Annotated in this window: 9 protein-coding genes; all 9 read right to left on the bottom strand. The window is 35.1% G+C overall.

Going from position 1 to position 12,555, the window contains the following annotated elements; genetic code table 11:
- Positions 1-119: 119 nt before the first annotated feature.
- Positions 120-536 (bottom strand): DUF3788 family protein, encoded by a 417-nt coding sequence (locus tag WC622_RS05435; protein ID WP_372818054.1) that lies wholly within the window; start codon positions 534-536, stop codon positions 120-122.
- Positions 537-759: 223 nt separating this feature from the next.
- Positions 760-1,104, bottom strand: a complete 345-nt coding sequence (locus tag WC622_RS05430; protein ID WP_372818052.1) for a hypothetical protein — start codon at positions 1,102-1,104, stop codon at positions 760-762.
- A 251-nt stretch (positions 1,105-1,355) separates the two neighbouring features.
- Entirely contained in the window at positions 1,356-2,333 is a 978-nt protein-coding gene (locus WC622_RS05425) for a bacteriophage abortive infection AbiH family protein (protein ID WP_372818050.1), read from the bottom strand.
- 1,746 nt (positions 2,334-4,079) lie between these two features.
- A complete protein-coding gene (locus WC622_RS05420; protein WP_372818048.1) occupies positions 4,080-4,562 on the bottom strand; it encodes a helix-turn-helix domain-containing protein in 483 nt (160 codons plus the stop codon).
- 234 nt (positions 4,563-4,796) lie between these two features.
- A complete protein-coding gene (locus tag WC622_RS05415; protein WP_372818046.1) occupies positions 4,797-7,652 on the bottom strand; it encodes a type I restriction endonuclease subunit R in 2,856 nt (951 codons plus the stop codon).
- A complete protein-coding gene (locus tag WC622_RS05410) occupies positions 7,652-8,896 on the bottom strand; it encodes a restriction endonuclease subunit S (protein WP_372818044.1) in 1,245 nt (414 codons plus the stop codon). The genes WC622_RS05415 and WC622_RS05410 overlap by 1 nt, the downstream gene beginning before the upstream one ends.
- A 2-nt stretch (positions 8,897-8,898) precedes the next feature.
- A complete protein-coding gene (locus tag WC622_RS05405) occupies positions 8,899-10,467 on the bottom strand; it encodes a type I restriction-modification system subunit M (RefSeq protein ID WP_372818042.1) in 1,569 nt (522 codons plus the stop codon).
- A gap of 343 nt (positions 10,468-10,810) precedes the next feature.
- A complete protein-coding gene (locus tag WC622_RS05400; RefSeq protein ID WP_372818040.1) occupies positions 10,811-11,692 on the bottom strand; it encodes an AbiJ-NTD4 domain-containing protein in 882 nt (293 codons plus the stop codon).
- A 178-nt stretch (positions 11,693-11,870) separates the two neighbouring features.
- On the bottom strand, positions 11,871-12,555 hold a 685-nt coding region (locus WC622_RS05395; protein ID WP_372818038.1), incomplete at its 5' end, for a hypothetical protein.

The following is a 12,555-nucleotide window of genomic DNA, read 5'->3' as shown; positions in this document are numbered from 1 at the left end:
CCTCGCAAAGACGACACTACCAACGGGGGCATTTTGACAAACCCATTGTTGGCTGTTACTATGACATTATTTTTTTTTCAAAAAACCAATCGTTGCGCCAACGGTTGTTAGCAGTTGGTCTAATTCATAATTTTAATTTTAATTAATTTTTGAAGATCTATAAAGTTACCATTATCTCGGACTTCAATACGTATTCCTCGCCCTTCTGCATAAACTTTAGCTGCTTTAAGTTCCGTTTTTATGGATTCAGCAATATCACTCTCAAGAATTTTTTCAGTTGCTTTTTGTCCAAATACAAATGCGGTTTTGAAGAAATTATCTCTTGGAAGTAAATATACGAGTACACGTTTACTATCTTTTATTCGGAAGCTCCATCCAAACTTTTCACTGGAAAAATTCCATTCTACTTTTGCGTTTGGAAAATTTGCTAAAGTAAACTCTTCAACGTTTTTCCAGAGCTCAAATGTGTTGCCTAACGCAATTTTCAGCCTGTCGGTTGTTGGAACATCATTCTTGTTTGTAAATATGCTTTTCATTGGCTTTGTGCGGCTTTATGGGCGAGTATTTTAGTAAGAAATTTAATTGAAGAACAGCAATTGAATTTTGCACTCCAGATGATACGAAACTGTTCAGGCCGCCTATTGCAATACGAGACAACCTACATCTTTGTCCCACGTTGCTGACGAAATTTAACAGCACACAAGTTAAGAACCTACAATACAGCATATGTTTTATAGCTGATGTTGTAGGTCGTTTTTTCTAACCACTCACTTGAAATCCTTCTATCAGTTTGTTTATTCTTTCAGCTTCCGTTCCGTCCGTCATGTCAAGAATTACAACCTTGTCGATTTCAACATCTTCGTCATTCGCAGCAAAAATTGAAAACCAAATTCCATTGTCAAAATCATTATGCCAAGTGGTCATGATGTCGTGCTTAGGTAAATAGAGATTATCAATGTCTACTTCTCTAAATTGTATTTCATCGTCAATCAAATCATGGTTCTTTTCGCAACTCTTTCCAACTGTACTTACCCAACAAACGTCATTGTTAATAATTTTCGAAATTACTTCGTCTATATAATTTCGTGGCCGGTCATTGTCCACGAGAACGCATAGCCAATTTGACTTTGGTAATTCAGCTGTCCAATTTCTCTCAGTCGAGTACGCAACAAAAATTATTTCTCTATTATTAAGTGTCATACTGTCCCTAGAATAAATGACCCATAACGGTTTGCGGCTTGGCGAATGGTGGCGGTTAAGTGAAATTACTAAAAGATTGGAAAGGTTGTAGAAGAATTCTCCGCCACTTTTGCCAAACCGTTGTTATAGGCTGCCATTCTCTTCATTTTGTCTCGTTAAAATTCAATTTTTAATTGTTTATTATTCTCTTGTATATCTTCAAGTTGAATAAGTCGAATGTTGTCAATTGCAATTCCAAGATTGTTAAGTGTTGTCTTATGTCTGTTATGTTCGTCCAAATTATAAAATGAAACTGTCCATTTTATATCATCACGAACATTTCTTACTATTTCTTCAAAGTAAGGAAGGTCAACAGAAGAGATTGAATGTCCGTAAACGAAGATTTCTTCAACTGTTTTTAAGTTGGCAAAGAAATCAGAATGTCGATTTATTATTTCTTTTGTTGGTTTATATGTGGCTTTAAAATATCTCATTAAGTTTTGTTTCCCTTCGTCATAGGAGTAATCATAATCATCATTTTGATTATGCCATTCTTCTAATTCTTCAGGATCTAAGTCATCAGGTGGCTCAGGTTTTTTTTCTTCAAAAGTCTCAGGGTCAATTCCGTGTCCAAGTATAATTTCGTCTGCACCATAAAAAGCAGAGTTATGAATATAGGTGATTTTAGATTTATCTATTGAATACAGTCTTTCAAGCGTATTAGTGTAGTTGAAAGTTAAAAATGTAGTTTCTTTGTCAATTTCAATTTTGTGTTCCCAAGAATAATTGGGATACTCAACTTGCTGAATAAACTCTTGAAAAGCAGAAAAAAGTCCAATCGTTAATTTCTGAAAGTGTTCATCCATAATGTCAGGGAACACATATCTATCTCTGTCTCTAAAGTCGTCACTTGCATAATCTGGTAATGTGTCCGAATGTTCAGATAGAATTTCTTCTGCGTCAAGATTTGCTAAATTCTCTTCAAATCTAGACCACAAGTCATTTTCCGAAATTGGGTAAGAGACGTAACTTTCCAAGGTTGAATAAATGTCATTATGTTCTTCTCGTAAATAATTCGCAAAGTCATAATAGCTGGTCTTCAGATAATGATGAAGGTCAAATCCATTTCCTATTATATAAAGCTTTGTTGTCATTGTTACTCTGTGCGTTTTGTCTGTCTATAGTTGCCTATAACTTGTATATAGGTCTTACATCATCAGACCTATCCGCCCATTTTTCAGCAGCTAAGTCTGATAAACATCATCCTTTTTTATAAAAGTATTGAAAAAAAACCTATAAATTATATAGCTTTTTATTGATGGATACACCTGAGATTAAGTAAAGTCAAAACGAATGCAAACCCCTTGCTGGTGCACATCTGTGACGCGTACCTTTAAAAACTAAAAAACAGCATAAAACTCAATTTCAAACAAACCTTTTCCACCACTGTAAGCTATTGGGCTACTCTATTTCCAATGCCATGGTTCGCTCACAAAACCCGAACTACTGGGTTATGATGAATATAATCTGCTTGCTGTTTTCTTTTTCATTGTATTCAATTGGTTTGAGAAAGAATTAGGCCTATTGCAATTAATAAAAGGCAAAGCCCCAAAATGAACCAAAATAGCTTACTGTTTTTTCTTTTTGATAAAAATTCTCCTAGCATAATTTTTTAATTTATTGGTTAATCCGTCTTTTGGTTTCCTGTACTGTGTGTCGTCATGGCATTGCTGCTAACGGTTTAGGGCTTAGCGATTTGGCGATTAAGCTAAAATTACTAAAAGATAGGGAAGGTTGAAGAATAATTTAAAACCTAAACTTGCGCTGCACTAATTTAAGCTATCTACTAAAATATCGCAATATAGCGGGCGAACAAGTACTGTTGTAAAGCTTACAACGTATAACCCTTCTTTAGTATGGAATTTATTTACGGCTCAAGGCTCTTTAATTTTTAAATCTTACTATTATTTTCACACGCTACAGGAGGTGCTCTAGTGGGGGGTATTGTATTATTTGGTTCTATTATCGTTTTCAATCCAATTGTGAATAATTTGTTTTAGTGTCTCAATTTTAATAAAGCACACAACAAAATGCACGATGAATAGACCGAATAGCAGAAAGACTGCTTTGTTTAAGGTTGCCCAGTTATACCAAGCAAGAATATAAAGTAGAAATCCATAGATTAAAAAGTTGTATTCAAGTTGTGCAAAGCGAAAACCAAATTTTAAATGAGAGGTGAATTTTACTTTATCCGATTTGTAGTCAATTTTTAAATAGCAAAACATAGGAAGGAACACTTTTAGTGTCTGTCCTTCGGTTTCATATTTATAATTGAAGAGTTTTAGCCTGTCAATAATTTTGTCGGGATTGAATGTTATTTTGTCCATGGGTTATTGTTGTTTTTGGCGATCGGTTAAACTTGCCCATAACGTTTTCCGGCTTTGCGATTTGGCGGTTAAGCTAAAATTACTAAAAGATTGGAACGGTTGGAGAAGGATTTTCCGCCAATTTGCAAAGCCGCTGTTGGGCGAGCTAGTTAATTCTGGAGCCCTTGTTTCTAAATATAATCTTGTCAGCAATAAATGATATTATGAATATAAATGTCAGGTCAGCTACTAAAGCAAAAATATTGATGTTATGTCTGGTCGTAGGTTCGGGGTTTCTTTTACCTCCTAGATATTCATAAAAAGCCCATGGAAAACCAAGTAAATTATTACCGTCAAATGAACTTTGAAACATGCTTGTTGCAATTGTTATTAGTGAAAACAAGATTAAAAATAATATTAAGATTCTTATTGTCTTCATTTTGCATGCATATGGGCAATGAAATTTGCAGTTCCCCCTTGCTAGTGCACGTCCGTGCCATGTTTTTTAATTTTTTGTCTTGTATTGTAATAAGGTTACAGCTTAGAATTAATCCCTTTCAATAGCTCATTTTTCTCTTTCTCACTTGCCAACAACCTTTCGTATAATTCTTTATTAGCCTCTAATGCTTGCATTAACTTGTCTAGAGGATTAAATGTGCAATTATGATTAACTGTAGGGCCGCCATGTATAATGGAGTTATCATAGTTATTTTGAATATTATTTATCACGGCCTCATCCGAGTAGTTTTTAATAGCTTCGGCAGTAACCCCCAAAACCTTTGCGATTTTCTCCAGCGTACTATCCTCAATCTCTTCACTTTGTTCCAGTTTGCTAATTGCCTGTTGGCTAATGCCCAGTTCGGCAGCAAGGGTTTCCTGTTTCATGCCACGCAGTTCGCGAATGCGGCTAATTTTACGGCCTAAGTGAGTTCGGTTTGTTTTTTCAGCGGTTTCCATAGTCAAATATAAATTAATTTTTTTGAGCGTAAGAAACAAGCTATCAATTGTTTTTAACAATAGGCAGTGGTTTGCTACGGCTCTTTAGTAAAGCTAATTTAGGTTTTTATTCACAACCTACAGCTATGGAAAACAAAATTAACTTAAACGAAAAACAAGACAGTAGTGGCTTTAAAGCTTCGATTGAGTTTTTATATTTACGGCTCAAGGGTGTGTGATTTTTATTTTACTATTATTTTCACACGCCAGAGGTGTGCGCTAGCGGGGGGCTTTTAACAAAATAAATAACCAATATCAGCGATGTGTCATTCCATTAATAAATGTGTCCACAAAATCTAAAATCTTGCTCAATATTCTTTCGCCAACTTTTTTGCGTTCTAAAACCGTTGGTTTGTTACCTTCAATGAGTTCTAATACTTCATCTCTCAAGGGTTCTCTTTCGGCAAACAAATAATCTTCTATGATTTTTTCGGTTTTGTCTGCGGATAGATTTTCGTCTTTTACCAATTGGTTAAATGCCTTTTGTTGTTCTTCATTCCAGAATTTGTCGAATGCTTCGGGAATGTCGTCTGTATCTTCTAAAACGGGTAAGTTTTCTTGGATGAACTTTTCTATCAATTCTCGTTTGCTTCGCAATTGTGCATCGCTGTTAAGCAAATTGAAAATTTCCTTTTCTGTTTTGGTAACGTCTTTCTGAACGCTGGCTTTCAGTTTTATGAGCAACTGAATGATGTAATTCACATTGATTTCATCACGGTGAATTAATTCCAGTTCAAAGTCCACATCTTCCAAAATGGAAACTTTCTCTTTTTGATGATTGCTTTTTACTTTGTCGTACAAGTCAAGATACTTGCTTTTGTAATCTTCAAAAAGCTGTTCAGCCATTGCCAAATCTTCCCATTTAAAATCAGCAAAGGCAGTGAGAATATTTTTTATTCGCATCAACTCTCTAAATGCTTTGATGAATTCTAATTCATCATCTTCGCTTTTTAAATCGTTTACACTGTTTACAGTTGGCGTTATTTTTATCAGTTCTATAAATGCCTCATTGAATTTCTTTACATAGTCTTCATAAGGCTTCATTATAATTACTTCTATCGCTTCTTTATTGCTGAATAAAGTAATTGCTTGGTCGGTGGCGTTTTTAAGGTTGCGGAAAACAATAATGTTTCCTTGTGATTTTTGTTCGTTTAAAATTCGGTTTGTTCTCGAATAGGCTTGTATCAGTCCATGATATTTCAGGTTTTTGTCCACATACATTGTGTTCAGCGTTTGACTGTCAAATCCTGTGAGGAACATATTTACCACCAGTAAAATATCAATTTTTCGTTCCTTTACTTTCTTAGAAATGTCGTTGTAATAGTTGTAAAAGCTTTGACTTTCTTTGGTCGAAAATTTGGTTTCAAACATTTGATTGTAATGCCCGATAAATTCGTCCAATTTTTCACGACTGTGAGCCTGTAAGCCATACAATGCTCTTGGTTCTTCTACAACCGAAAGTTCTTCGGGCAAAAATCCATTAGCATCTGCATCGTCTTCGTTGGTGGCGTAGCTAAAAATGGATGCTATTCTTAAATTGTGTTTGCCTTCTTCTTTTTTGCGTTGAAAGATGTCGTAATATTTTATCAGCGTTTCTACACTGCTTACACAAAACATTGCAGTAAAATCCCGATTGTGTGTTTTGCGGTTGTGATTGGCAATAATATAATCGGTAATTTTTTCTAATCGCTTGGGCGATTCCATCAACTCTTTGGTGTCAATGTCTTCTACTTCAATATCAATTTCGGTGGCGGTTTCTTTGCGTTTGTATCTGCCAACATATTCGACTGAAAACTTCAATACGTTTTCGTCTTTAATGGCATCGGTAATTACATATTTATGCAAACATTCACCAAACAGTTCGGTAGTGGTGCGTTTGCCCAATTCATTTTTTACGGCATTGTCGGCAAAAATGGGAGTGCCTGTAAAACCGAATAACTGAATGTTATTGAAAAATGCTTTAATGCGATTGTGTGTTTCGCCAAACTGACTGCGGTGGCATTCGTCAAAAATGAAAACAATGCGTTCGTCTTGCAGTTTTTCCATTTTGCTCAAATACTGTTTTTTGCTGATTGCAGTATTGAGTTTTTGAATGGTGGTAACTATGAGTTTGGTATCGTCTGAAAACTGCTGAACCAATTGTTTGGTATTGTCTGTGCCGTCAATACAACCTTTGCTAAAGCTGTTGAACTCTTTGTTGGTTTGGTAATCCAAATCTTTTCTGTCCACCACAAACACGACTTTTTTTACTTGTGGCAGATTCATTAAAATCTGACTGGCTTTAAACGATGTCAAGGTTTTACCCGAACCTGTGGTATGCCAAATGTATCCGTTTTTATTGCTGTTCTTTACTCTGTCAATAAGTGCTTCTACTGCATAAAACTGATACGGACGAAGCACCATCAATATTTTATTGGTTTCGTTCAGCACAATGTATTTGCATATCATTTTGCTGATGTGGCAAGGCTCTAAAAACTCGCTTGTAAAACCGTTCAGGATATTGGTAAGGCGTTTGTTTTCATTGTCTGTCCAGTAGAAAGTTTGTTTGAAAGATTGATGCCTGTTATTGGCGTAATACTTTGTATTTACACCGTTGCTGATTACAAATATTTGCAGGTATTGAAACAAGGCAGAATGTGCCCCGAATGAATGGCGTTGATAACGGTTGATTTGATTAAACGCTTCTTTCAGTTCAAGCCCTCTGCGTTTGAGTTCTATTTGAACCAATGGCAAACCATTTACCAACAAGGTAACATCGTAACGGTTTTTGTAAGTGCCCTCAACTGTTATTTGATGTGTAACCTGAAACTGGTTTTGACACCAATGTTCTGAATTGATAAATTCAAAATACAAGTTGTCGCCATTATCTCTTACAATGTGTTGTTTTTCTCTTAGTGTTTTGGCTTTTTCAAATACTGAACCTTTGCTCAAAATGTTCAACACCTTTTCAAATTCTGCTTTGCTGAATTGTATGTTGTTGTGTTTCTCTAATTGCTGCTTCAGGTTACCAACTAAATCCTTCTCGTCTTTCAATTGCACCAAGCCATAACCCAACCTTTGCAGTTGTGCCACCAATTGTTCTTCTAATATTTGTTCGGGTTGCTTTGCCATTAAATAAACATTTTTTGAAGTAATCCTTTTCTATATTGCTTTGTATTTTCTAATTGTATATTACAGTAATTTATCTTTGAATCTATTGCAAGTATGTAATCAGCAATTTTAATTTGTTCTTCCAAAGAAGCTGGCAATGAAATCTCAGAGCCATTTAAAAAATCAGTATTTCCTATATTAATAGTATTCTTAGCTCCTTTTTGTACAATTGGAGTTAGGTAGTTTAGCGTATTTTCCCAATTAGAAAAATATAAGTCAAGGAGCAGACCAATACTTTTGTTAGTGGGAATAAAAACACCATATAAAACAGATACTACTCCTGTTCTATTAAGCTTATTCTGTTTAATAATACCAAATGGAAATTCACTTGTAGGACTTTTTGTATAAATAATATCGTTTGGTAATACAACTTTATAATTTGAAATCTCAAGAGAAGCGAAAGAACGACCTAGATGCTCTATTTGATTTATTACGCCTTTGTTTTTTGCAACTGAAAAAACTTCTTCAAATTCACAATTAGTATTTCTTGTTTTCCGTTCTTTTAAAAAGTACTTTAATTTTTTCTTTTCCCACTTTGGAAAATCCTTTCCGTTCTCATCCTTAAATCTTAACTCTTGCGAAAAAAGTTTTTGCATTACGCCTTTTTTGTATTGCTCCAAAAGGTTTTTCTTTTGTTTAAGTTCGGCAATTTTCTTGTCTAAAACTGTGAAGAAAGATGCAATGCGTTTTTGTTCAGGAATAGCAGGTGCAAATATTCTATCGTGCAACACATAAGCGTTGTTAATCTTCATATCATTTTTTGCACCTTTTTTTACCAGTGGTCGCAAATAGCGGTTGGTATTGGCATCTAACGAAAAGTAATAATCAATAAAAGGCCCATAAGCCGTTTGCTGATTTACTTTGTAAACGGCATAAAGCGTAGATACAATTCCTGGTTTGCCTTTGTTCAGTTTTATAATTCCAAAAGGATTTGCTTTAAGAGGGCTTTTGGTATAAACAATGTCGCCAACTTCCACCACGTGGTAATTGTGTACCGAAACACCTGCATAACTTCTGCCTAAATGTTCAATTTGGTTTACAATTCCCAATTCACCCGAAACTGAAAGCACTTCGTCTTTGCCATACTTCAAATCTTCGTTCCGCTTTTTGGCTTCGCTTAAAAGTTCATTCAGTCGTTTGTGTTCCCAAGCGTCTTTAAACTCTGGAAACCTGATAAGCGGTTTTTTGCTTTGTTGTTTTTCCATTGTTAAAAGGGTGTGTCAATTTTAAGTTCCTTACAAAATGCATTTAGTTCAGCATCGGTGTTTTTCATTTCTTTTTCAAGGCTTCGCAATTGCTTTGCAACAGAAGCAATGTCAACACTTTCTTGTTCCTCAAAGGTGTTTACATAGCGAGGAATATTTAGATTGTATTCGTTTTCGGCAATAAAATCAAGCGTTGCCAAACTGCTGTATTTGTCAACTTCCTTTCTTTCTCTGTAAGTTGTAACAATTCGGTCAATGTCTTCTTGTCGCAATGTGTTTTGAGTTCCTCTTTCAAAATGCTCGGCTGCATTGATAAACAAAACATCGTTTGGATTTTCTTTGCATTTTTTGAAAACCATAATGCAAGTAGGAATTGGCGTTCCATAAAATAAGTTTGCTGGCAAACCAATTACTGCATCCAAATAATTTCGGTCTTCAATTAAGTATTTACGAATGTGTTGTTCTGCACCGCTTCTAAATAAAGCACCGTGAGGCAATACAATTGCCATTGTGCCATTTTCTGCCAAATGATGAATCATATGTTGCACAAAGGCGTAATCGGCTTTACTACTTGGTGCTAATTTTCCGTATTGGCTAAAACGGTCATCGCTTGTAAATAATGGGTTTGCACTCCATTCAGCCGAAAATGGTGGATTAGCTACAATGGCTTCAAATTGTTGTCCAGTATGTTGTGGATGTTCTAATGTATCTTCTTGTTTAATATTGAACTTGCGGTAATGCACACCGTGCAAAATCATATTCATTCGGGCAAGGTTGTAAGTTGTGCGGTTCATTTCTTGTCCGTAAAAGTTGCTTACTTCTTTTACTTCCTTTGCCACACGAAGCAACAAAGAACCCGAACCACAAGTTGGGTCGTAAACCGATTTGAGTTTGCTTTTTCCTGTTGTTACAATTTTTGCTAATACCTTACTTACTTCCTGTGGTGTATAAAATTCACCTGCCTTTTTTCCTGCACCACTGGCAAACTGTCCAATGAGGTATTCGTAAGCATCACCCAATACATCTAATTCGGTTTGCTCCAGTTTGAAATCAATTTTGTCAAGGTGCGATAGCACCTTTGCAATAATTTCATTTCTTGCTTCTGGAGTTTTACCAAGTTTGGTGCTGTTCAAATCCATATCCTCAAACAAGTGGTCAAAATCCTCTTCGCTTTCCGTTCCCATTGTCGAGAGCTGTATGTTATTCAAGATTTTTTGCAGGTCTCCCAATATGAAATTGTTTTCGCCTTCTACATCGCTGTTGCCTCGTTTAGCCACTTCGCTAAACAGTTCAGAAGGTTTTAAGAAATAACCCAATTTTTCCAAAGATTCCTCTTTGATGGCTTCAATGTATTCTTTGCCATATTTGGTATTTTCCTTTATCTCTTTGTATTTAATCTTGTCGGCTTTTAGGATATTATTTGCATAAATATCCATTTTCTCGGCAAGGTATTTATAGAAAATAAAGCCCAAAATATAGTCACGAAACTCGTCCGCATTCATTTTGCCTCTTAACGTATTGGCTATATTCCAAAGCTGCTGTTCAAGTTGTTTCTTTTGGTCTTCTGACATTTAAAATTCTCTTTATTAATTTGTTCGCTAATTTACATTTTTTAGTCGGTGTGTTGAATAAAATTGCCTCTTTTGGTTTTGCGAAGGGTCGGCTTGTTATCGGGCAAAACCGTCTTTGCTAAATATGTTGTGGCTTTTATGTCGTATTTCTGTCTGTTCATATTTAGCACTGTTGTCTTTTAGCGTCCCTTGTATCGGCTTTTCTAGCTTGGCGTTCAGGCGGGATTTCGGAGTGCAAAGTTTCAATTTATTACTAAATTTCATGAGAAGGACCAAGCTCCTAGTTTGCACTTCAGCCCGCCTGACTCAAAACCCGTGTTAGCGGCTGCTCTTTTATCCGTCATTATTTTTTACTGTTTAATAAGTTGTCCTTTTTTGCTTTTTCAATTAAGTAATTTGTAAACGATGAACAAGCTATTAAAAAGAATTTGGCATCTTCAAAGTCAACACTTTGCTCGTCCATTAATGCGTGTCTAATGCCGTTTTTGTCGTTGGTATAAGCATATAGCTTTTCAAACCCTGCTTTTAGTGTCCCACTTATTTTTTGGTGTTTGTCAAGTTTATTTAATGCTTTTCCCAAAGTATTTTCGGTTGGTTCAATTATTCGTGAAATTACTTCAACCATACTAATACTTTCTTTTATTGAATTTCTAAAATCTGGTTTCGGTTTCTGCGAAAGAAGTTCGATTGCTGAATTCAAGTGTTCTTGTATGCCTGTTAATCCGTGTTGTTCAGCAGAGCTTTGTGTCTGTTTTAGTTCATTAATTTCTGCTTTATTAGTTACAGGAATAAACTTATTTCCAGTTAATGTGTAGGCTGAATTATTTGCTCTTAATTTCCCATTAACATAATCTTCAAACTCTAAATATTGGTATGTGTGTCCATCTTCAATGTTGCGAAAAACGAACTCGAAAAATTCGTAAACTTTATACCAAGTTCCTTTTTCAATGTGCTGTCTAATGAAGTCGCTAAATTGATAGTCATACTGTGGAAAATCGTCAAGTGCCTTTTTAAAAAAATGAATCCATAAAACTTGATGCAAACTCCGATAAGTCCCTTTTGAATAACTTTCAGCATTTTCAAGTCTGCGGTAAATAAAAATGTAAAACGCATTCCATAATTCTGTCCGTAATATGTGGTCAATATTGTCTGATTGAAAAGGAATTTCAACAGGTTCAAATCCATATCGTTTTGCAAAAGGTAAATTGTCTTTGTCTATTTCCATACTAATATTTTCTTTTCGTTCGTGTCGTTGTCTTAGAGTAGCCTATAACGTTTTGCAGATTTGCGATGGGTGAGATTTTTACCACTAATGTTTATGCGGAGCACATAACTTTCGGCTACCACTAAACTGTCTACGGAGCACGGAAACCCGCCTATTGCGAATGTGATGTTAGCAGTAGTTATTTCTTTTCAATTTCTTTCATAATTGAGTTAATGATATTGTCTTCAAGGTCTGCCACACCAGCAATATTTTGCAACAAGACTTTTATGTATTTCTTTCTTTTTTCTTTGTCAAATGATGCATACCTTGTTTTACTTGGTTTACTATTTCCAAAGTGTCTTTGAGTTGTTTCAATGTAGAATTTTAAATAATCAAGATTTACCAATATATAGTCGTCTATTGAATTTACAAAGTCTTGAGTTGCTTTAATTAAAGAAGCTGTTTCTTTAAAAGTAAAATCTCCTCCTTTTTCCCAAGTTGTCTTTAGTTGATTTATGTCTAATCCTGAAAACCTTGCCTTAACTTCATCTGTTTTATCTATTAAGCATTGCATACTTGATTCACGAATTTCGTTGTCTATGTCGTAATGAAATGTATAATTTCTCCAAGTAATTAATACTTCCATTAATGCTATCAAAATAGGGTCAACATTTATTTCATCTGCAATAAGAATAGTTTTTTTGTAAACAGATTGTCCAGCTTTAGAATAAAGTGAAGTAAAGGTATCAGACTCTAGTAATTTAGGTTTTCTGTTTAGCTCCGTTAAATACATTTCAAGCGATTCAACAGCCCATCCAAGGAATGATTTTAAAACAAATACTCTCGTCCTGTCTGCTGACCTTTTAGTGTATTTGTGTTTCCAC

The sequence above is a fragment of the Pedobacter sp. genome (genome assembly GCF_041662865.1).
GTDB lineage: Bacteria > Bacteroidota > Bacteroidia > Sphingobacteriales > Sphingobacteriaceae > Pedobacter.
This window is presented reverse-complemented; position numbering and strand designations above follow the sequence as displayed.

Excerpts from the sequence above, each read along its gene's own strand:
- WC622_RS05435 (WP_372818054.1), bottom strand. The coding sequence starts at position 536 with ATGAAAAGCATATTTACAAACAAGAATGATGTTCCAACAACCGACAGG.
- WC622_RS05425 (WP_372818050.1), bottom strand. The coding sequence starts at position 2,333 with ATGACAACAAAGCTTTATATAATAGGAAATGGATTTGACCTTCATCAT.
- WC622_RS05415 (WP_372818046.1), bottom strand. The coding sequence starts at position 7,652 with ATGGCAAAGCAACCCGAACAAATATTAGAAGAACAATTGGTGGCACAA.
- WC622_RS05410 (WP_372818044.1), bottom strand. The coding sequence starts at position 8,896 with ATGGAAAAACAACAAAGCAAAAAACCGCTTATCAGGTTTCCAGAGTTT.
- WC622_RS05405 (WP_372818042.1), bottom strand. The coding sequence starts at position 10,467 with ATGTCAGAAGACCAAAAGAAACAACTTGAACAGCAGCTTTGGAATATA.
- WC622_RS05400 (WP_372818040.1), bottom strand. The coding sequence starts at position 11,692 with ATGGAAATAGACAAAGACAATTTACCTTTTGCAAAACGATATGGATTT.